The organism is Stutzerimonas sp. VN223-3 (assembly GCF_045999685.1).
GTDB lineage: Bacteria > Pseudomonadota > Gammaproteobacteria > Pseudomonadales > Pseudomonadaceae > Stutzerimonas > Stutzerimonas stutzeri_AR.
Genome location: NZ_RBEC01000003.1, coordinates 797,891 through 819,799 on the forward strand (window position 1 = coordinate 797,891; position 21,909 = coordinate 819,799).

The window sequence follows — 21,909 nt, forward strand, 5'->3', positions numbered from 1 at the left end:
TGCAAGCTATGAAATTTCCAACCACAAAGCCAAACGGCAAGCTCAATCGGCAACCGGAGCCGCCTCTTGAAACTTGCCGCCTGATGCTTGCAGCTGCTGTTTAGAGCGAACGAGCCACTTCGACTTTCTCGAACACTTCGATCTTGTCGCCAGCCTTGACGTCGTTGTAGCTCTTCACCGCGATACCGCATTCCATGCCGGCACGCACTTCGGCGACGTCATCCTTGAAGCGGCGCAGGGATTCCAACTCGCCTTCGAAAATGACCACGTCGTCGCGCAGAACGCGGATCGGACGATTGCGGTGAACCATACCCTCGACGACCATGCAGCCAGCCACAGCACCGAACTTGGGCGACCGGAACACATCGCGAACTTCCGCCACACCGAGAATATTCTCGCGCACGTCACTGCCGAGCATGCCAGTGAGAGCTTTCTTAACGTCCTCGATGATGTCGTAGATCACGTTGTAGTAACGCAGATCCAGACCTTCCTGCTCGACGATCTTTCGCGCGCCAGCATCGGCACGAACGTTGAAGCCGAACAGTACAGCGTTGGAGGCCAGCGCCAAGTTGGCGTCGCTTTCGGTAATACCACCGACACCGCCGCCGATCACACGCACCTGTACCTCGTCGTTACCCAGCCCCCCGAGCGAGCCCTGCAACGCTTCAAGCGAGCCACGGACATCGGATTTGAGGACGATGTTGAGCGTCTTCTTCTCTTCTTGTCCCATGTTCTCGAAAATGTTTTCCAGCTTGCCAGCGTGGGCACGGGCCAGTTTGACTTCGCGGAACTTGCCCTGACGGAAAAGGGCGACTTCACGCGCTTTTTTCTCGTCAGCCAGCACGCTCATCTCATCGCCGGCGTCCGGTGTGCCGTCCAGACCGAGGATTTCGACCGGAATCGACGGGCCTGCTTCTTTTATCGGCTTGCCATTTTCATCGAGCATGGCGCGGATGCGGCCGTAGTTCGAACCGACCAGTACCATATCGCCCTGACGCAACGTACCGTCCTGAACCAGCACGGTAGCCACCGGGCCGCGGCCCTTATCGAGACGCGATTCGACGACCACACCACGACCAGGCGCGGACGGGGTTGCAGTCAACTCAAGAATTTCCGCCTGCAGTAGAACGGCTTCGAGCAGATCGTCGACACCCGTACCCATCTTTGCCGATACCGGCACGAACGGCGTGTCGCCGCCCCACTCCTCGGATGTGACGTCGTGTGCGGACAGCTCGCTGCGGATACGATCGAGATCAGCTCCCGGCTTGTCGATCTTGTTCACAGCAACGACCAGCGGAACACCGGCGGCCTTCGCATGCTGAACAGCTTCGATGGTCTGCGGCATGACCCCGTCGTCCGCCGCAACGACCAGAATTACGATATCGGTCGCCTGAGCACCGCGGGCACGCATTGCGGTAAACGCAGCGTGACCTGGGGTGTCGAGGAAGGTAACCATGCCACGCTCGGTTTCAACGTGATAGGCACCGATATGCTGAGTGATTCCGCCAGCTTCGCCAGCAGCAACCTTGGCGCGACGAATATAGTCGAGCAAGGAGGTTTTGCCGTGGTCGACGTGGCCCATCACGGTCACTACCGGTGCACGGGTGATGGCCTCGCCTTCGAACTTCAGCAGTTCCGCCAGTTGCTCTTCCAATGCGTTATCGCTGACCAGACGGACCTTGTGACCCAGTTCTTCGGCGATCAGCTGGGCAGTTTCCTGATCCAGCACTTGGTTGATAGTTACCGGAGTGCCCATCTTGAACATGAACTTGATGACTTCGGCAGCCTTAACGGACATCTTCTGCGCAAGATCGCCAACGGTGATGGTTTCACCAATCGCAACTTCACGAATGACCGGGCCGGTCGGGCTCTGGAAGCCATGTGCGTTGCGCTTCTTCAGTTTTGACTTGCCACGGCCACCACGACGGAAGCCATCGGCATCGTCTTCACCACTGCGCACAGTACGTGACAACGGAGCCTTCGCCTTGAGCGATGGGCGATGCTGGGCCTGCTTGCGGTCACGACGCTCGTCGTCATCGCTACGAGTTTTTTCTGCGCGACGAGGCTCGTCCTTCTTGCGCTCCTCGACCGGAGCGGTCGGGGCGACAGGTGCGGCAACGGTAGCTACCGGCTCTGCGGTAGCCTGCGGAGCTGATGGAGTTTCTGCCTTGGCTTCGAGTTCGGCTTTACGACGCGCTTCCTCTTCGGCACGCAGGCGCGCCTCCTCGGCTTCCTTCTGACGAGCAGCCTCTTCCACTGCGCGCTGCTCTTCCAGCTCGCGCTGCTTCTCGGCTTCGATCTCGTCGGGGCTGCGCTTGACGAAGGTCTTTTTCTTGCGAACTTCAACGCTAATGGTCTTGCTGCCAGCGACCTTCAGCTTGGTAGTGGTTTTGCGCTGCAAGGTAATCTTGCGCGGCTCATCCACTTTGGCACCGTGGCTGCTTTTGAGGTGCGCCAACAGGGCCTGCTTTTCATTATCGGTCACTACTTGCTCGGCGCTGGTGTGCGACAGTCCTGCCTCACGCATCTGCTGTAGCAGTCGCTCGACCGGTGTGTCGACCACCTGGGCCAGTTCTTTCACCGTGACTTGCGTCATGCATCTCTCTCCTCAGGCCGCTAAATTACTTACTCGAACCAGTGGGCTCGGGCGGCCATGATCAGCTTGCCGGCACGTTCTTGATTTATGCCGTCTATGTCGAGTAGGTCGTCAATCGACTGCTCGGCCAAGTCTTCGCGAGTAATGACACCCCGCATCGCCAACTCGACCGCCAGTTCCTTGTCCATGCCTTCCAGCTCGAGCAAATCCTCGGCCGGCTGGGCGTCTGCCAGTTTTTCTTCCGTTGCGATAGCCTTGGTCAGCAGGCGATCCTTGGCGCGGGTCCGCAGCTCATTGACGATATCTTCGTCGAAGCCTTCGATGCCGAGCATTTCCTCCATTGGGACGTAGGCGATTTCTTCGAGCGAAGTGAAACCTTCCTCGACCAGTACTTGCGCGAGTTCCTCATCGACATCCAGCTCTTCGATGAAATTGCGCAGGATGTCGCCAGTTTCTTCCTGTTGTTTGGTCTGAATATCCGCCTCGGTCATCACGTTCAGCGTCCAGCCTGTCAGCTGGCTGGCGAGGCGCACGTTCTGCCCGCCACGACCGATCGCTTGAGCCAGGTTGTCTTCGCCAACAGCGATATCCATGGCATGGGCGTCTTCGTCGACGATGATGGCAGCGACTTCCGCTGGGGCCATTGCGTTAATGACGAACTGCGCCGGATTCTCATCCCACAGCACGATGTCGACACGCTCGCCACCAATTTCTCCAGAGACCGCTTGAACCCGCGAGCCGCGCATGCCAATGCAGGCGCCTTGCGGATCGATGCGCTTGTCTTTGGAACGAACGGCAATCTTGGCGCGCGAGCCTGGATCGCGCGATGCGCCCATTACCTCGATAAGCCCTTCGGCGATTTCCGGCACTTCGATACGGAACAACTCGATAAGCATTTGCGGCGCTGTACGCGACAGAATCAGCTGCGGCCCGCGGTTCTCTGTGCGGATTTCACGAAGCAGCGCTCGCACTCGAGCGCCGACACGAAAGGTCTCGCGCGCAATGATATCTTCGCGTGCAAGCAACGCCTCGGCGTTATTGCCAAGATCAACGATGACACTGTCACGGGTGACCTTCTTTACCGTACCGGAGATGATTTCACCCAGGCGATCGCGATAGGCCTCGACCACCTGTGCACGCTCAGCCTCACGAACCTTCTGCACGATGACTTGCTTGGCAGTTTGCGCAGCGATACGACCGAACTCGATGGATTCGATCTTTTCTTCGAGAACGTCTCCAATCTTAGCGCCGGCCTCGAGAGCCTGCTCCATGTCGACGGTCAGTTGGTGTGCCGGATCGTCGAATTCTTCTTCTTCGACAATCGTCCAACGGCGGAAGGTCTCATAGCTACCATTCTGCCGATTGATTTCAACACGCAGGTCAACTTCGTCTTCGAAGCGCTTCTTGGTAGCAGTGGCCAAAGCCAGCTCCAATGCCTCGAAAATCACACCGGCCGGTACGCCTTTTTCGTTGGATACCGACTCCACCACCAGCAGTACTTCTTTGCTCATCGTACGCCTCGCCTTTCGCAATCCATTGGGTCCGCGGGATCCGCGCTTTATTCAAAACGTGGAAGAATATTTGTCTTGTCGATCATGTCTATCGGCAACAGATACTCGTGATCATCCACCAGCACCACCACATCTTGCTCTTCGACCCCGCGGAGAAGACCCTGGAAATTGCGCCGGCCCTCGAAGGGCGAGCGCAGCTTTATTTTTACCTGTTCACCCACGTGCGCAACGTACTGTTCAAGCGTGAACAGTGGCCGATCCATACCAGGCGAAGACACCTCAAGGGTGTAATCGGAACTGATCGGATCTTCGACGTCGAGAACACCACTGAGCTGCCGACTGACCTTTTCACAGTCATCGACAAGAATCCCGTTGGAATGATCGATGTAGATCCTCAACAAGGAATGCCGACCCTGGGAAATGAATTCGATACCCCAGCACTGATAGCCAAGCGCCTCGACCACCGGGGCCAACAAGGCCTGCAACTGTTCTAGCTTGCTCGACATCGAAGTCCCTCGCGCATGCTGTACAAATGAAAAATGGGCGAAACGCCCATCCCTATTGATCGCCTGTAAATGCCGGCGACCTGGCTTGAAGCCAATAAAAAGCCCCTTTGTTTAGGGGCTCTTCATCAACTGGTTGCGGGGGCTGGATTTGAACCAACGACCTTCGGGTTATGAGCCCGACGAGCTACCAGACTGCTCCACCCCGCGTCAAACTGGGCACGAATTATACGACCGCACCTATCACAGGTCAACCAAAACACTGAAACAAGAAAGCCCGCATCTGCGGGCCTACTTGTTTGGTACCGAGGAGGGGACTCGAACCCCTACAGCCTATGGCCACTACCACCTCAAGGTAGCGTGTCTACCAATTCCACCACCTCGGCAAAAACCTTTGCTACTGCTTCTGTATCTCCGGCACCTCGTCGGTGCTATCCGCAGACGGAGCGGACTCCAGAACAGGCACATCCTCAACCGCTGGCTTGCTGACAGGCACCTCCAGCACTGCTGGATCCGGCAAGCCAACTTGCGACATCTGATCAGCTTGCTGCGTTGCAAAGAACGCCAACCCCAGACTTGTCACAAAAAAAACGCCGGCGAGTATAGCAGTAAAACGACTAAGAAAGGTAGAGGAACCTTGACTTCCGAAAACAGTTGCCGAAGCACCCGAACCGAAAGACGCACCAGCATCCGCACCCTTGCCCTGCTGCAGTAGCACAAGCAATACCACACCAATGGCAACCAGCAGATGCACCACAATCACAACAGTCTGCAACATCTGATCAGTTCCCTGCGGCACGACAAATCGCGCCGAAATCATTCGCTTTCAGAGAGGCGCCACCGATAAGCCCCCCGTCGATATCTGCCATTCCGAAAAGCTCGGCGGCATTTTCCACCTTCACACTGCCGCCGTACAAAACACGCACGCCTTCAGCGATACGCTGATCTTTACGCGCCAACTGCTCTCGAATGGCAGCATGCACTTCCTGAGCCTGCTGCGGCGTCGCCGTAAGCCCGGAACCAATTGCCCAGACCGGCTCGTAAGCCACAACCGCCTTCTCGAAGGCTGAAATTCCAACATCAGCTATTATGCGAGCCAGCTGACGCTCTACCACTTTCAATGTCTGGCCCGCCTGGCGCTGCTCCAGTGTTTCACCAAGACACAACACCGGGATCACTCCACACTCCAGCGCCGCGGCGAATTTCTTGCTCACCACCTCGTCGCTTTCGCCCAAAATCAAGCGTCGCTCAGAGTGACCAACCAGAACCCATTCGCAACCAACATCAGCCAACTGGGAAGCAGACTGCTCACCGGTAAAAGCACCGAAGCCAGCTTCTGCTGCACAGTCTTGGCCGCCGACGGCAATCATCTCGCCGTCCAAGCCACTTACAGCTTGAGCCAAATGCAGAAAGGACGGAAAAACCACCACTTCTACTGCTGCAGGAATATCCTGCTGGCTGAGCGCCTCGATCAGCTCTGCGACGCTGGCGCGGGTACCGTTCATTTTCCAGTTACCAGCTACCAAGGGGCGACGCATGCTTTACCTCGTCGGTCAAAGTGGGCGCAGATGGTACTCAACGGAAACAAACCTGGCAAGCGGGAATCACACACAAACTTCCGTAACTACGTTCGCCAGTTCTTCGGCATAACTGCGGACCTGCTTCTCATCGTCGCCCTCGACCATAACCCTAACCAAAGGCTCGGTTCCCGACTTGCGCAACAGCACGCGACCACGTCCCGCCATGCGCTCGGTAACACTGTCGCAGACTGCCTGTACCTGAGGGTGAGAAATAGGGTCACGATCACCCACGAAACGCACATTGATCAAGACCTGCGGACACTTTTTCCAGGCCAGACGCTCCTGCGCGAGGCTCTGACCGCGACGTCTCAATGCCAGCACAACCTGAAGCGCAGCGATAATCGCATCGCCGGTAGACACGTGCTGCGCACAGACTATGTGCCCTGAGTTTTCGCCGCCAAGCACCCAGTCACGCTCAAGCATCTCTGCCATTACGTACCGGTCACCCACCTTCGCCCGAACGAACGGAATATCGCGTGCCTTCAACGCCAATTCGAGCCCCAGATTGCTCATCAGCGTCCCAACAACACCTCCAGTCAGGTAGCCACGATCCTGTAGGTCGGTGGCGATGATGTAGAGCAGTTCGTCGCCATCCACCTGTGCACCCGTGTGATCGACCATCATCACGCGATCGCCATCCCCGTCGAAGGCGATACCGAAATCCGCACCATACTCGACCACAGCTTTCTGCAGCTGCACTACATGGGTAGACCCAACGCCTGCATTGATATTGAGGCCGTCAGGCTGCGCAGCGATAACCGCCACGTCTGCCCCAAGCTCGCGAAACACACTAGGGGCCACCTTGTAGGTCGCACCATGCGCACAATCGAGCACGACCTTCATACCCGAGAAGTCAGTGCTAGTCGGCACACTGCTCTTGCAAAACTCGATATAACGACCGGCCGCATCGTTGATTCGCGACGCTTTGCCAAGCTGCTCTGACTCTACGACGGTCATCGGCGCATCAAGCAACTCTTCGATCATCAGCTCGACCTCGTCCGGCAGCTTGGTGCCACGCCCGGAAAAGAATTTGATGCCATTATCATGATGCGGATTGTGCGATGCACTGATCACGATACCCGCGTCAGCGTGAAAAGTACGTGTCAAATATGCGACCGCCGGGGTCGGCATTGGCCCGAGTAGCAGCACATCAGCGCCCGCAGCGGAGAGCCCGGCTTGCAGGGCGGACTCGAACATGTATCCGGAAATGCGGGTGTCCTTACCGATCAGAATGCGGCACTTGCCGTGCTTACGAAAAGCCATCCCGGCAGCCCATCCAAGCTTGAGCATGAAGTCCGGAGTGATCGGAAACTGCCCTACATGACCGCGAATGCCATCGGTTCCAAAATACTTTTTGCTCATGGTGACTTCCTATTCTGCCGTCTGCACTGCAGCAATCATTCGAACCACATCAACCGTTTCAGCCACGTCGTGTACACGTAAGATACTAGCGCCCTTGGTCACGGCCAGCGCTGCAAGAGCCAGGCTTCCATATAAGCGATGCGCTACGTCGCGTTCGAGCGCCTGCCCGATCATGCTCTTTCGCGAAACGCCTATCAGCAATGGACGCCCCAAAGCGTGAAGCTGGTCCATATGCTTGAACAGGCTGAGATTATGCGACAGGCTCTTGGCGAAGCCGAACCCCGGGTCCAACATAATCCGTTCTGCCGGAATGCCGGCCGAGGCACACACCCTCATCCGCTCTCGTAAGAACTCAACTACCTCGGATGTAACATCCCGGTAGCTGGGATCATTCTGCATGTCGGCCGGCTCACCGCGCATATGCATCAGACACACCGGAAGACCGCTATCGACAGCGGCATCCAGCGCCCCATCGCGAGAGAGCGAACGAACATCATTGATCAGACCGGCACCGAGACGCGCGCATTCGCGTATTACCGCAGGTGTCGAGGTATCGACTGAGATAACCACGTCGAGCTCGCGAGCAATCGCATCAACGACCGGAGCGACGCGCTCCAACTCCTCGATCGGCGAAACGACGCGCGCACCGGGGCGGGTCGACTCCCCTCCCACGTCGACCAGCGTCGCGCCAGCGGCAACCATCGCCGAGGCATGGCGCAACGCATCTTCGACACCAACATGCTGGCCGCCATCGGAGAACGAGTCAGGCGTAACGTTAAGAATGCCCATGACATGGGGGACGGATAAATCAAGAACCCGGCTGCCACAGGACAGCCGGGTTGGGTGCAACATTTCGGTCATTGAAAAGTAGGCCTTGGCTTAGTGCTCGCCGGCTGGACCACCGATCGGCGTCTGCGGGCGGCCGCCCTCAGGTTGTGCAGGCGTCCCGGTAGGCCCGGAACCGTCCTGCCAATCACGAGGCTCACGCGGGGTCCGGCCCGCCATGATGTCGTCGATCTGTTCGGAGTCAATGGTTTCATATTTCATCAACGTCTCGGCCATCAGATCCAACTTATCGCGATTGTCTGCGAGGATCTGCTTTGCCGTGCCGTAGCATTGGTCGATGATGCTGCGCACTTCCAGGTCAATCAGCTTTGCGGTGTCGCCGGAAACATTGGTGTGTTGACTTCCCGCACTACGGCCTAAGAACACCTCGCCCTCTTCTTCAGCGTACATCAGCGGGCCGAGCTTCTCGGACAGGCCCCATTTGGTCACCATGTTTCGAGCCAGCTGAGTGGCACGCATAATGTCGTTAGACGCCCCGGTCGTAACACCCTCGAAGCCAAGCGTCATCTCCTCGGCGATGCGGCCGCCGAACAATGAGCAGATTTGGCTGATCAAGGCACGCTTCGAAAGACTGTAGCGATCCTCCTCGGGAAGAAACATCGTGACGCCCAACGCTCTGCCCCGAGGAATGATCGAAACTTTATAAACTGGATCGTGCTCCGGCACGATGCGTCCGACGATGGCATGGCCCGCTTCATGGTAGGCCGTGTTGAGACGCTCTTTTTCGGACATGACCATCGATTTGCGCTCAGCACCCATCATGATCTTGTCTTTGGCCAGCTCGAATTCCTTCATTTCCACCACACGCTTGCCAGCTCGCGCCGCGAACAGTGAGGCTTCATTAACTAGATTGGCCAGGTCAGCACCGGAGAAACCAGGAGTACCGCGAGCGATCAGCGCCGGCTCGACACTGTCGCCAAGCGGAACTTTGCGCATATGCACCTTGAGAATCTGCTCGCGACCACGAATGTCCGGCAGACCGACGACAACCTGACGGTCGAAGCGGCCGGGGCGTAGCAGTGCAGGGTCAAGCACGTCTGGGCGGTTGGTCGCGGCGATAACGATGATGCCATCGTTCATTTCGAAACCATCCATCTCCACCAGCAATTGGTTGAGGGTCTGCTCGCGCTCGTCGTGACCACCGCCAAGACCGGCACCGCGGTGACGACCAACCGCATCGATCTCATCGATGAAGATAATGCAGGGTGCGTGCTTTTTGGCCTGCTCAAACATGTCGCGTACACGACTGGCGCCCACCCCGACGAACATTTCGACGAAGTCGGAACCGGAGATGGTAAAGAACGGAACCTTGGCCTCGCCGGCTACCGCCTTGGCCAGCAGTGTCTTACCGGTACCCGGGGACCCCACCATCAGCACACCGCGAGGAATTCGCCCACCGAGACGCTGAAACTTGCCCGGGTCGCGAAGGAACTCGACCAGCTCAGTGACTTCTTCCTTCGCCTCGTCACAACCAGCAACATCGGCAAACGTGGTCTTCACCTGGTCCTCGGAAAGCAGACGCGCCTTACTCTTGCCGAAACTCATCGGCCCGCCCTTGCCGCCGGCACCGCCCTGCATCTGCCGCATGAAGAACATGAACACAGCGATGATCACCAGGATCGGGAAGCTGGCAACCAGCAGCTGAGTCCAGATGCTCTGCTGCTCTGGCTGCTTGCCTTCGATCACAACGTCATTGTTGATCAAGTCGCCGATAAGCCCGTTGTCCTGGATGGCCGGACGAATGGTCTTGAAGGTCTCGCCGTCACTGCGCTTGCCAGTGATGACATAGCCGTCCACGGTCACGCGCTCAACCCCGCCCTCTTTTACCTGCTCGATGAAATCCGAATAGTTGAGCGTTTGCGGCTCGGCCGGGCTGGAAAAATTGTTCATCACCGTCACCAGGACCGCGGCGATGATCAACCACAGAATCAGGTTTTTTGCCATGTCGTTCAATTCACTACCCTCTGGAGCAGGCCCGCTATCGGAAGCCTGCATGACGGCCGATGGTTCGCTCGGCTTAACTTACTACACAACGTCGCTGAACGGGCAGCTTGGTCTGTAACCCGATATGAAACATGCTAGCCCGAAATCCAAGCAGTTGGCGGCTTGCAGGGATTTTTTCGTCGTCTTCAACTATGACCGCGGCGAATCCGCCTCGTTACCTTCACCCCGGTAACCGCGGGCCAAAAGATACTGCTCGCGCGAGCGATCTCTTGAAGACAATGGTTTGCGCATCTGCACCTTTTCGAAATTCTGTCGTACGTCCTTCAGGTAGGCATCGAAGCCATCACCCTGAAAAATCTTGATCAGGAAATCACCACCCGGGCGCAGCACGCGCATTGCCAAGTCCAAGGCCAGCTCGCCGAGAAACATCGCTCGCGCCTGATCAGCAACCTTCACTCCACTCATATTGGGGGCCATATCGGAAATCACAAGGTCGACCTGCGTTTCGCCGATGGCCTGGAGAATTTCGGCAAACACCTCATCCTCGGTAAAGTCGCCGAGCACGAAGGTCACATCAGCGATGCTATCCATGGGCAGGATATCGGAAGCGATCAAGCGCCCCCGATCGCCGATGACACGACTGGTGACTTGAGACCAGCCTCCCGGTGCAGCGCCGAGATCGACCACGGTCATGCCCGGGCGCAGGATTCGATCCTTATCCTGAATCTCGAGCAGCTTGTAGCTCGCCCGGGAACGATAGCCGTCCCGCTGCGCCATTTTCACGTACGGGTCATCGAAATGTTCTTTCAGCCAACGCGGGCTGGTCTTGGAGCGTGCCAAGCTGATACCTCATCTGTGCGGCTCAAGGCGTGTCAGTTACACTAGCCGCCGTTTTCAAGGGTTCTGACGCAAGGGTCGAATTATGCCGCTCACTAACGAGCAGAAGAAACAATACAAATCCATCGGCCACCATTTGAAGCCGGTCCTGATCGTGTCCGAAAACGGACTGACCGAGGGCGTCCAGGCCGAGCTGGAGCGCGCATTGAGCGATCACGAGCTGATCAAGGTACAGCTGCGAATAACCGAGCGCGACGATCGTCGAGCGGTGATGGAGGAGTTGTGCAAAGTCGGCGACTGCGAACTGGTTCAGGCCATCGGCAAGATGGCGCTGGTTTATCGCAAGAACCCGAAGGTGAACAAGCAGCTCTCCAACGTACATCGCTTCCAAGGCTGAGCCATTTACAGGCCCGCCTTCGACTATCGCTCCCGCCCGGGAGCGACCTGCAACACCAGTATCAGTCCACACAGCCCCATCACCAGATAGCTGAACACCAGCCAATAGGGCGATTCGACGAATCCAGCCCGCACAGCGAAATAGCTGGCCGCAAGCAAAAGTACCGACAGCAACAACTGACCACGCAGGTCTCGCCATAAGCTGCGAAAGCCGCTGAGCTGGATAAGCACTATAGCTTGAAGCAACACGCAGAATCCGGCAAAGCCGACCAAGAGCGGCCGCAGACTAGCCGCGATCTCTTCGATCAGCAGCGGCGCGAGGCCAATTTTTGCCAATGCTGGCAGCACGACGAACTGCAATAACCAGAGACCGCCGACCCAGAACGTCTGGGCCAGCTGCCAGCTGACCACGCCAGCGCGCATGGGTTGGCGATCAGCGATGGCGAACCTCAACTATTTCATATTCAATCAACCCGCTAGGTGTCTTTACCGCTACCACATCACCCTCTTCCTTGCCGACCAAGGCGCGGGCAATGGGGGAGCTGACCGACAACTTGCCGCGCTTGATGTCCGCCTCGTCGTCACCAACGATTTGGTACGTCACAGCTTCATCCGTTTCGACGTTGGCAATTTCCACGGTAGTACCGAAGATCACCTTGCCGGTATGCGGGATGTTGGCCACATCGATGACCTGAGCATTTTGCAGACGGCCTTCAATATCACGAATGCGCGCCTCGACCATGCCCTGCTGCTCCCGGGCGGCATGGTATTCGGCATTCTCCTTGAGATCCCCCAGCTCGCGTGCTTCGGCGATAGCCTGGGTGATCTGCGGACGCAGCTCGGTTTTGAGATGCTTGAGCTCATCTTCCAAGGCGCGAGCGCCCTGGACAGTCATTGGATACTTAGTCATGCATTGATTCCTGCGTGAAGATCCTGCAAGCGACGCACAGCCCTCTCGGGACCGAACTTCAGCGCCTCACAGATCGCCTGCCCACCAGCCAGGGTGGTGGTACAGCAAATCTTGTGCTGCAGGGCGTTACGACGGATCGAGTACGAGTCAGCAATGGACTGACGTCCTTCAGTAGTGTTTATGATCAAAGTAACTTCGTCATTCTTGATCATGTCGACAACGTGAGGACGACCTTCGGTCACCTTGTTGACTCGGCGCACCGGCAATCCGGCAGCTTCGATGAGCTTGGCGGTGCCGACGGTGGCAACCACCTCGAAACCAAGCCCGATCAGATCGCGCGCCACCTGTTCGACATGCGGCTTGTCATCGTCACGCACACTAATGAACGCGCAGCCGCTGTTCGGCAAAATTTCACTAGCACCGAGCTGCGCCTTGGCGAACGCTTCGGCGAAGCTGTCACCGACCCCCATCACCTCGCCGGTGGATTTCATCTCCGGACCGAGAATCGGGTCAACGCCAGGGAACTTGGCGAACGGGAATACGGCTTCCTTGACGCTATAGAAGTTCGGAATGATTTCTTCCGTCAGCCCGACTTCGGCCAGCGTTTTGCCTGCCATAACGCGTGCCGCGATCATCGCCAGCGAAACGCCAATGCATTTAGACACGAAGGGAACGGTACGCGAGGCACGCGGGTTGACTTCGATGACGAAGATATCCTCGCCCTGCACGGCCATCTGCACGTTCATCAGGCCGACCACGCCAAGCTCCAGGGCCATCTTCTTGACCTGATCGCGAATCTCGTCCTGGATATGCGCTGGCAACGAGTAAGGCGGTAGGGAACAGGCAGAGTCGCCAGAGTGCACGCCCGCCTGTTCGATGTGCTGCATGATCGCACCGATCACCACATGCTCACCATCACACACCGCATCGATATCGACTTCGATAGCGCAATTGAGGAAATGGTCGAGCAACACTGGGCTGTCGTTGGAGACTTTGACCGCCTCACGCATATAACGACGCAGCTCTTCTTCCTGATAGACAATTTCCATCGCCCGGCCACCCAGCACGTACGAAGGGCGTACCACCAGCGGATAACCAATGACCTTGGACGCGGCCAAGGCTTCCTCTTCGCTACGCGCGGTGGCGTTCGGCGGCTGACGTAGATTAAGACGCTCAACCATTTGCTGGAAACGCTCGCGATCCTCGGCACGGTCAATGGAGTCAGGACTGGTGCCGATGATCGGCACGCCGGCCTCTTCTAGCGCACGAGCCAGTTTTAGCGGCGTCTGTCCGCCATATTGGACAATCACGCCCTTGGGCTGCTCGACACGGACGATTTCCAAAACGTCCTCCAGCGTGACCGGCTCGAAGTACAGGCGATCCGAGGTATCGTAATCGGTGGAGACGGTTTCCGGGTTGCAGTTGACCATGATGGTCTCGTAGCCATCATCGCGCATCGCCAGCGCCGCGTGCACGCAGCAATAGTCGAACTCGATGCCCTGGCCAATACGGTTGGGCCCACCACCAAGGATCATGATCTTGTCGCGACTCGACGGATTGGCTTCGCACTCTTCCTCGTAGGTCGAATACATGTAGGCCGTATCGGTCGCAAATTCAGCGGCGCAGGTGTCGACGCGTTTGTAGACCGGTAGCACCTTCAACTTGTGGCGATGAGCGCGCAGATTTTTTTCGGTGACGCCGAGCAGCTTGGCCAGGCGCGCATCGGAGAAGCCCTTGCGCTTGAGCTTGTACATCACATCGCGATCGATGCTGGACAGGCCCAAGGTCTTGATCCGCTCTTCTTCCTTGATCAGATCTTCGATCTGCACCAAAAACCATTCATCGATGCGCGTCAGGTCGAAGACTTCGGCGACAGATTTGCCGGCGCGGAAGGCATCAGCCACGTACCAGATACGATCCGCGCCTGGTACGGTGAGCTCGCGCTTGAGGGTGCTCTCGCTTTCTGGGTCGGCCAGATCGAGCTTAGGGTCGAAACCGGATACACCGACTTCCAGGCCACGCAGGGCTTTCTGCACCGACTCCTGGAAAGTCCGGCCGATGGCCATGACCTCACCGACAGACTTCATCTGAGTGGTCAGGCGGGCGTCAGCCTTCGGAAACTTCTCGAAAGCGAAGCGCGGAATTTTGGTGACGACGTAATCGATGGCAGGCTCGAAGGAGGCCGGGGTGCGCCCACCGGTGATGTCGTTCTGCAGCTCATCGAGGGTGTAACCCACGGCCAGCTTTGCTGCGATCTTGGCGATCGGAAAACCCGTGGCCTTGGAAGCCAGAGCCGAGGAACGCGAAACGCGCGGATTCATCTCGATCACGACCATGCGGCCGGTGTTCGGGCAGATACCGAACTGCACGTTGGAACCGCCAGTTTCCACGCCGATCTCGCGCAGTACCGCCAACGAGGCGTTACGCAGGATCTGATATTCCTTGTCGGTGAGGGTTTGCGCCGGAGCCACAGTGATGGAGTCACCGGTGTGTACGCCCATCGGGTCGAAGTTCTCGATGGCGCAGACGATGATGCAGTTATCCTTCTTGTCGCGGACAACCTCCATCTCGTATTCCTTCCAGCCGATCAGCGACTCGTCGATCAGCAGTTCGCTGGTCGGCGACAGGTCGAGACCGCGGGCGCAGATCTCCTCGAACTCTTCGCGGTTGTAGGCGATGCCGCCACCGGTGCCACCCATGGTGAACGACGGGCGGATGATGCAAGGGAAGCCGACTTTGTCGAGCACACCGTAAGCTTCGTCCATGTTGTGTGCGATGCCGGAAACCGGGCACGCCAGGCCGATGTTCTTCATCGCCTTGTCGAAGCGCGAACGGTCTTCGGCCTTGTCGATGGTGTCGGCATTGGCGCCGATCATCTCGACGCCAAATTTCTCGAGTACGCCGTGCTTTTCCAGGTCCAGCGCGCAGTTCAGCGCGGTCTGGCCGCCCATGGTCGGCAGCAGCGCATCCGGGCGCTCCTTCTCGATGATCTTCGCGACGGTGGCCCACTTGATCGGCTCAATGTAAGTCGCATCGGCCATGGCCGGGTCGGTCATGATGGTCGCCGGGTTGGAGTTGACCAAGATGACGCGGAAGCCTTCCTCACGCAGCGCCTTGCACGCCTGGGCACCGGAATAGTCGAACTCGCACGCCTGGCCGATAACGATCGGGCCGGCACCGAGGATCAGGATGCTTTTGATGTCTGTACGTTTTGGCATTTTCTTACTCTCGAATCCTTGGGTCAGTCGGCAGGCTCAGCGGCGCTTGGCCATGGCTTCGATGAAACGGTCGAACAGCGGCGCGACGTCGTGCGGGCCCGGGCTGGCTTCGGGGTGCCCCTGAAAGCTGAAAGCGACCTTGTCGGTGCGCTCGATGCCTTGCAGGGTGCCGTCGAACAGCGACTTATGGGTCGCGCGCAGATTGCTCGGCAGGCTGGACTCTTCTACGGCGAAGCCATGGTTCTGGCTTGTGATCATCACTACGCCAGTGTCGAGGTCCTGTACCGGATGGTTGGCACCGTGGTGGCCGTTCGGCATTTTCACCGTCTTGGCACCGGACGCCAGGGCCAGCAACTGGTGGCCGAGGCAAATCCCGAACATCGGGATATCGGTTTCGAGCATTTCCTGGATTGCCTTGATCGCATAATCGCAGGGCTCAGGATCCCCTGGACCATTGGCGAGGAAAATGCCGTCCGGGTTCAAGGCTAGCGCATCGCTAGCGGTGGACTGGGCCGGAAGCACGGTGACACGGCAACCGCGCGCCACCAGCATGCGCAGGATGTTGTATTTCACGCCGTAGTCGAAGGCGACCACATGATAAGGCAGCTCGCTGGCGGGCACTTCGGCATGGCCATCGTCGCTCAGGCACCAGACGCTCGAACGCCACTCGTAGGGCTCCTTGACACTGACTTCCTTGGCCAGGTCCATGCCCTTGAGGCCAGGGAAGCTTCGCGCCAGCTCCAGCGCTTTTTCTTCGGTGGCGTCGTTGCCTGCCAGGATGCAGCCATCCTGGGCGCCCTTCTCGCGAAGGATACGAGTCAGACGGCGGGTATCGATACCGGCGATGGCAACGGTGCCGTTGGCCTTGAGGTAGTCCGGCAAGGACTGCTTGTCGCGCCAGTTGCTGGAAATCAGCGGCAGGTCGCGAATCACCAGGCCAGCCGCCCAGACTTTCCACGACTCGGCATCTTCCGGAGTCGTGCCGGTGTTGCCGACATGCGGGTAGGTCAGGGTGACGATCTGCTTGGCATAGGATGGATCGGTGAGGATTTCCTGATAGCCGGTCATGGCGGTGTTAAACACCACCTCACCAATGGTTTGCCCATCGGCGCCGATGGATTCGCCGCGAAAGATGCTGCCATCGGCAAGGGCCAGAATGGCTGGCGTAGGGGCTGGCTTAGTCAAGAGACCTCCCAAAGATCAAGGCTGAAGCAGGCGCAGATTGTAAAAAAGCGGGATGACGTGTGAAGGTCATCCCGCTTTTTGTTTGAGTCATTTCTGCGCAACTTTTAGTGGACACACTAAAACGGGAAGCTTACAGAAAACACCCTTTCGGGTCCAGCCGAAATCTGCCCAACGCGCCAGGCGGCACGTAGCTTCAGCGCAGCCCGAGCACATCCTGCATGTCATACAGACCTGCAGGCTGCTGCTCCAGCCACAGCGCCGCGCGGACAGCCCCCTTGGCGAAAGTCATGCGGCTGGAAGCCTTGTGCGTGATCTCGACCCGCTCGCCTTCGGCTGCGAATAGCACCGTATGATCCCCGACGACATCGCCGGCACGGACGGTAGCGAAGCCTATGGCATCCCGCTCGCGCGCCCCTGTTTGCCCCTCGCGGCCATATACCGCAACCTTCTGCAGATCGCGACCGAGCGCTTCGGCAACCACCTCACCCATGCGCAATGCTGTGCCGGACGGGGCGTCGACTTTATGCCGATGGTGTGCCTCGATGATCTCGATATCGACTTCGTCACCGAGGACTCGCGCAGCGGTGTCGAGCAACTTCAGGCAAAGGTTGACGCCCACGCTGAAGTTGGCAGCAAAAACGATGGGAATGTCCTTTGCCGCCGCGGCCAGCTTTTCCTTCTCTTCAACCGAGAAACCAGTCGTGCCGATCACCATGGCTTTGCCAGCACGCCGGCAGACTTCAAGATTTTTCAATGTCACCGAAGGGTGGGTGAAATCAATCAGCACGTCGAACTCCTCGACGACCTTTTCAACGCTTCCAATCAGCGGTACACCGATCCTGCCGATGGCCGCTAGCTCGCCTGCATCAGCGCCAACCAAGGTGCTGTCGGCCCGATCGATCGCGGCGGTCAATCCCGCGGCACCACCAGTCTGCTGTACGGCTTCGACCAGGGTTTTACCCATGCGCCCGGCGGCGCCCATTACTGCAATACGTCGCATCCAGTCAGCTCCAGGCTGCAGGCCTCAGGCCTCAGGCGAAAGCTCGAAGCCTATCGCCTGCAGCCTGCAGCCTTCTGTTTATAGATCGCCGAAAAAGCGCTTCATACCCTCGAACCAGCCGCTGGCCTTGGGCGAGTGGGAGCTGTCGCTTTGCAGCGTTTTGCGGAACTCGTCAAGCAGCTCGCGCTGACGCTTGCCTAGATTGACCGGAGTTTCCACCGCGACACGACACAGCAGATCACCTGCCGCACCACCACGGACAGGGGCAACGCCCTTACCGCGCAGGCGGAACTGCTTGCCGGTTTGGGTCCCCTCGGGGATCTTCAGCTTGACGCGACCATCCAGAGTCGGAACTTCCAGCTCGCCGCCCAAAGCTGCATCAGCGAAGCTGATCGGCACCTCGCAATACAGATGCTTGCCATCGCGCTGGAAAATCGGGTGCTCGCGTACGTTGACCACGACATACAGATCGCCCGCCGGACCACCCTGAGCACCTGCCTCGCCTTCGCCGGTCAGACGGATACGGTCGCCGGTGTCGACGCCCGATGGAACCTTGACCGAAAGCGTCTTCTGCTCTTCGACGCGCCCTTGGCCGTGACAGCTGCCACAAGGATCGGAAATCATCTTGCCGCTGCCATGGCAGCGCGGGCAGGTCTGCTGAACGGAGAAAAAGCCCTGCTGCATACGGACTTGGCCAATACCACCGCAGGTGGTACAGGTAACAGGACTGGTGCCCTTCTTGGCGCCGGAGCCATCGCAGGTCTTGCACTCGGCAAGCGTCGGCACACGGATGGTGACCGTGGTGCCGCGAACGGCCTCTTCCAGATCCAGTTCAAGCGTGTAGCGCAGGTCGCTACCGCGCTGGGCGCCACCACGTGAACTGCCGCGTCCGCCGGCAAAGAAATCGCTGAATACGTCACCGAAGATATCGGAGAAGTTGGCGTTGCCGTACGCGGCGCCCGCCCCTGCACCCATCTGCGGATCGACGCCGGCGTGACCGTACTGATCGTAGGCCTGGCGCTTGCTCGCATCGGACAACACTTCGTAAGCCTCGTTGGCTTCCTTGAACGCGTCTTCAGCCGCTTTATCTCCGGGATTACGGTCCGGATGGTGCTTCATCGCGAGGCGGCGATAAGCCTTTTTCAGCTCCGCCTCGCTGGCGCCGCGCTCGACACCCAGCACTTCGTAATAGTCACGTTTGGCCATAAATTTCCTGAACCTTCAAATTCGTACCCTCCAGACACGCCGACGCGGGAGCAAGCCCCCGCGCGGCGATCAAGCCCGTCGCGGCATCACCGCTTCGGGTTGGAGCTAAAGGCAGCAGCGACCAGGATGGCAGCCGCTGCGCCCTCTCCACTCATGGAGGTCATAAGCCGCGGCTTACTTGTTGTCCTTGACCTCTTCAAACTCGGCGTCGACCACATCGTCGCCGGATTGCGCGTTATTGCCAGCCTGCTCGCCCTCACCGCCCTGAGGCTGCTCGGCGTACATCTTCTGTGCCAGCGGCGTGGAGGCCTGGGAAACCGCAGCGATCTTGGCTTCGATCTCGGCTTTGTCGTCGCCCTTGATGGCTACTTCCAGCTCGCCGATAGCCTTCTCGATGCTGGCCTTGTCTTCCTCGGTCGCCTTGTCGCCGGCTTCGGTCAGCATTTTGCGGGTCGCATGGACCAGCTGATCGCCTTGGTTACGCGCAGTGACCAATTCTTCGAACTTGCGATCCTCCTCGGCGTTGGCCTCGGCGTCGCGCACCATCTGCTCGATTTCTTCCTCGGACAGACCCGAGTTAGCCTTGATCACGATGGACTGATGCTTGCCGGTGGCCTTGTCCTTGGCAGACACGTGCAGGATGCCGTTGGCGTCGATGTCGAACGTCACCTCAATCTGAGGCACGCCACGCGGAGCCGGCGGAATCTCGGCCAGATCGAAACGACCCAGCGACTTGTTCTGCCCAGCCTGCTTGCGCTCGCCCTGCAGCACGTGAATGGTCACGGCGCTCTGGTTGTCATCGGCAGTCGAGAACACCTGCGACTTCTTGGTCGGAATAGTGGTGTTCTTTTCAATCAGCGCGGTCATCACGCCACCCATGGTTTCGATACCCAAGGTCAGCGGGGACACGTCGAGCAGCAACACATCCTTAACGTCACCAGCCAGAACGGCGCCCTGAATGGCAGCACCCATGGCGACGGCTTCGTCCGGGTTGACGTCCTTGCGCGCTTCCTTGCCGAAGAACTCCGCGACCTTCTGCTGCACCAGCGGCATACGGGTCTGACCACCGACCAGGATCACGTCGTCGATCTTGGAAACGTCGATACCGGCATCCTTCATCGCCATGCGGCATGGCTCGATGGTGCGCTGCACAAGATCCTCGACCAGCGCTTCCAGCTTGGCACGAGAGATCTTCACGTTCAGGTGCTTCGGACCCGTCGCGTCCGCGGTGATGTACGGCAGGTTGACATCGGTCTGCTGGCTGGAGGACAGCTCGATCTTGGCCTTCTCGGCGGCTTCTTTCAGGCGCTGCATCGCCAGCGGGTCGCCCTTGAGGTTCATGCCGCTTTCTTTCTTGAACTCGTCGACGAGGTAGTCGATCAGGCGAATGTCGAAGTCCTCACCACCGAGGAAAGTGTCACCGTTGGTGGCCAACACTTCGAACTGGTGCTCGCCGTCGACTTCGGCGATCTCGATCACCGACACGTCGAAGGTACCGCCGCCCAGGTCATAGACGATCACGGTGTGGTCGCCCTTGGCCTTGTCCATGCCGTAGGCCAGCGCAGCCGCAGTCGGCTCGTTGATGATGCGCTTTACGTCCAGGCCGGCGATGCGTCCAGCGTCCTTGGTGGCCTGACGCTGGCTGTCGTTGAAGTAGGCAGGAACGGTAATTACCGCCTCGGTGACCGGCTCGCCGAGGTAGTCTTCGGCGGTCTTTTTCATCTTTTTCAGGATTTCCGCCGAAATCTGTGGCGGTGCCATCTTCTGGCCGCTCACTTCTACCCACGCGTCGCTATTGTCCGCCTTGACGATCTTGTACGGGACCATCTGGATATCTTTCTGCACGACTTCTTCGTCGAAACGACGACCGATCAGTCGCTTCACCGCGTACAGAGTGTTGTGTGGGTTGGTCACCGCCTGGCGCTTGGCCGACTGACCGACCAGGATTTCGCCATCATTGGCATACGCAACGATCGACGGGGTGGTGCGGCCGCCTTCGGCGTTCTCGATCACCTTAGCTTTGCCATTTTCCAGAATGGAGACGCAGGAGTTGGTCGTTCCCAGGTCGATACCGATAATCTTGCCCATATGCTTCTCTCCGAACTTGATTGATCCGCGCCTGATTACCGGCAGCGGGTAACACAAAAACGCTTGGCTACGAGATGGGGTTCAATAGCCGAAATTCAAGCCTTCTCATCAATCGAAGGCGGGGTTTCCGCTGGCGCCTTGCTGACTACGACCATTGCCGGACGCAGCAACCGACCGTTGAGCAGGTAGCCCTTCTGAAAAACCTTGAGCACGCTGCCAGGCTCGGCATGAGTGCTTTCTTCCATGGCCATGGCCTGGTGATGCTCAGGATTGAAGGGCTCGCCCTGCGGATCTAGCTGTGCCAGCTGATGGCGCGCCAGGGTATCGAGCAGCAACTTGAAGGTCAGCTCGACGCCTTCGCGCATCGGCTTGACTGCTTCGTCATCCGGACTCGACAGCTCGAGACCACGCTCGAGACTATCGGCAACGGCCAGCAGATCACCGGCAAATTTTTCCAGCGCGAACTTGTGCGCCTTTTCCACATCCTGCTCGGCGCGGCGGCGAATATTCTGCAGCTCGGCCGCAACCCGCAGGGACTGATCCTGCGCCGCCGCGAGTTGCTCTTCGAGTGACTGCACGCGGGCAGCCAGATCCTCGGCCACTTCGGCTTGCTCGGTCTCGTTCTCTTCAGGGGTCTGGTTGTCCAGGTTCTGCTCGTCGGCCATGCGATCCTCCTCATCAAGACTTCAGCGGGCGGTCAGCCCGCGCTTGTGCCGCTATATGGGGG

At 58.5% G+C, this 21,909-nt stretch carries 18 protein-coding genes and 2 tRNA genes; 1 reads left to right on the top strand and 19 read right to left on the bottom strand.

Features of this window, described 5'->3' with window-relative positions; genetic code table 11:
* Nucleotides 1–100 precede the first annotated feature (100 nt).
* From infB to rlmE, 11 genes are all read right to left on the bottom strand, one after another.
* Nucleotides 101–2,596 (bottom strand): translation initiation factor IF-2, encoded by a 2,496-nt coding sequence (gene infB, locus D7241_RS19625; protein WP_255981141.1) that lies wholly within the window; start codon nucleotides 2,594–2,596, stop codon nucleotides 101–103.
* Nucleotides 2,597–2,625: 29 nt separating this feature from the next.
* Complete coding sequence (nusA, locus tag D7241_RS19630) at nucleotides 2,626–4,107, bottom strand: transcription termination factor NusA (RefSeq protein ID WP_255981139.1); 1,482 nt, start codon at nucleotides 4,105–4,107, stop codon at nucleotides 2,626–2,628.
* Nucleotides 4,108–4,154: 47 nt separating this feature from the next.
* Nucleotides 4,155–4,613, bottom strand: coding sequence for a ribosome maturation factor RimP (gene rimP / locus D7241_RS19635; protein ID WP_408102911.1), 459 nt, complete (start codon nucleotides 4,611–4,613; stop codon nucleotides 4,155–4,157).
* A 130-nt stretch (nucleotides 4,614–4,743) separates the two neighbouring features.
* Nucleotides 4,744–4,820, bottom strand: a tRNA-Met gene (locus D7241_RS19640).
* A gap of 90 nt (nucleotides 4,821–4,910) precedes the next feature.
* Nucleotides 4,911–4,996: transfer RNA gene (locus tag D7241_RS19645), tRNA-Leu, on the bottom strand.
* A gap of 11 nt (nucleotides 4,997–5,007) precedes the next feature.
* On the bottom strand, nucleotides 5,008–5,388 hold the full coding sequence (gene secG, locus D7241_RS19650; protein ID WP_255981136.1) for a preprotein translocase subunit SecG: 381 nt from the start codon (nucleotides 5,386–5,388) through the stop codon (nucleotides 5,008–5,010).
* Between the two features lie 4 nt (nucleotides 5,389–5,392).
* Entirely contained in the window at nucleotides 5,393–6,148 is a 756-nt protein-coding gene (tpiA, locus tag D7241_RS19655; protein WP_408102912.1) for a triose-phosphate isomerase, read from the bottom strand.
* Nucleotides 6,149–6,214: 66 nt separating this feature from the next.
* Nucleotides 6,215–7,552, bottom strand: coding sequence for a phosphoglucosamine mutase (glmM, locus tag D7241_RS19660; protein ID WP_408102913.1), 1,338 nt, complete (start codon nucleotides 7,550–7,552; stop codon nucleotides 6,215–6,217).
* Between the two features lie 9 nt (nucleotides 7,553–7,561).
* Entirely contained in the window at nucleotides 7,562–8,413 is an 852-nt protein-coding gene (gene folP / locus D7241_RS19665) for a dihydropteroate synthase (protein WP_255981133.1), read from the bottom strand.
* Between the two features lie 18 nt (nucleotides 8,414–8,431).
* The gene (gene ftsH / locus D7241_RS19670) at nucleotides 8,432–10,342 is read right to left on the bottom strand and encodes an ATP-dependent zinc metalloprotease FtsH (RefSeq protein ID WP_408102914.1); all 1,911 of its coding nucleotides are present in this window, start codon (nucleotides 10,340–10,342) and stop codon (nucleotides 8,432–8,434) included.
* 189 nt (nucleotides 10,343–10,531) lie between these two features.
* Nucleotides 10,532–11,182 carry a 23S rRNA (uridine(2552)-2'-O)-methyltransferase RlmE gene (rlmE, locus tag D7241_RS19675; protein WP_408102915.1) on the bottom strand — a complete coding sequence of 217 codons (651 nt, stop codon included), beginning with the start codon at nucleotides 11,180–11,182 and terminating at the stop codon, nucleotides 10,532–10,534.
* Nucleotides 11,183–11,264: 82 nt separating this feature from the next.
* Between rlmE and yhbY the strand changes: the two genes are divergently transcribed.
* Complete coding sequence (gene yhbY, locus D7241_RS19680) at nucleotides 11,265–11,576, top strand: ribosome assembly RNA-binding protein YhbY (RefSeq protein WP_408102916.1); 312 nt, start codon at nucleotides 11,265–11,267, stop codon at nucleotides 11,574–11,576.
* Between the two features lie 23 nt (nucleotides 11,577–11,599).
* Here the strand turns inward: yhbY and D7241_RS19685 are convergent, their stop codons facing one another.
* The 8 genes from D7241_RS19685 to grpE form a co-directional block, all read right to left on the bottom strand.
* The gene (locus D7241_RS19685; protein ID WP_408102917.1) at nucleotides 11,600–11,998 is read right to left on the bottom strand and encodes a DUF4149 domain-containing protein; all 399 of its coding nucleotides are present in this window, start codon (nucleotides 11,996–11,998) and stop codon (nucleotides 11,600–11,602) included.
* 10 nt (nucleotides 11,999–12,008) lie between these two features.
* Entirely contained in the window at nucleotides 12,009–12,485 is a 477-nt protein-coding gene (gene greA / locus D7241_RS19690; RefSeq protein ID WP_255981127.1) for a transcription elongation factor GreA, read from the bottom strand.
* Nucleotides 12,482–15,703 (bottom strand): carbamoyl-phosphate synthase large subunit, encoded by a 3,222-nt coding sequence (carB, locus tag D7241_RS19695; protein WP_408102918.1) that lies wholly within the window; start codon nucleotides 15,701–15,703, stop codon nucleotides 12,482–12,484. The genes greA and carB overlap by 4 nt, the downstream gene beginning before the upstream one ends.
* Nucleotides 15,704–15,739: 36 nt before the next feature.
* Nucleotides 15,740–16,888 carry a glutamine-hydrolyzing carbamoyl-phosphate synthase small subunit gene (gene carA, locus D7241_RS19700; protein WP_408102919.1) on the bottom strand — a complete coding sequence of 383 codons (1,149 nt, stop codon included), beginning with the start codon at nucleotides 16,886–16,888 and terminating at the stop codon, nucleotides 15,740–15,742.
* 193 nt (nucleotides 16,889–17,081) lie between these two features.
* Nucleotides 17,082–17,888: a 4-hydroxy-tetrahydrodipicolinate reductase gene (dapB, locus tag D7241_RS19705; RefSeq protein WP_408102920.1), complete on the bottom strand. Its 807-nt coding sequence runs from the start codon at nucleotides 17,886–17,888 to the stop codon at nucleotides 17,082–17,084.
* A 78-nt stretch (nucleotides 17,889–17,966) separates the two neighbouring features.
* Complete coding sequence (gene dnaJ / locus D7241_RS19710) at nucleotides 17,967–19,094, bottom strand: molecular chaperone DnaJ (RefSeq protein WP_408102921.1); 1,128 nt, start codon at nucleotides 19,092–19,094, stop codon at nucleotides 17,967–17,969.
* A gap of 174 nt (nucleotides 19,095–19,268) precedes the next feature.
* On the bottom strand, nucleotides 19,269–21,182 hold the full coding sequence (gene dnaK / locus D7241_RS19715; protein ID WP_408102922.1) for a molecular chaperone DnaK: 1,914 nt from the start codon (nucleotides 21,180–21,182) through the stop codon (nucleotides 19,269–19,271).
* A 95-nt stretch (nucleotides 21,183–21,277) separates the two neighbouring features.
* Nucleotides 21,278–21,847 carry a nucleotide exchange factor GrpE gene (grpE, locus tag D7241_RS19720; protein WP_408102923.1) on the bottom strand — a complete coding sequence of 190 codons (570 nt, stop codon included), beginning with the start codon at nucleotides 21,845–21,847 and terminating at the stop codon, nucleotides 21,278–21,280.
* Nucleotides 21,848–21,909 lie beyond the last annotated feature (62 nt).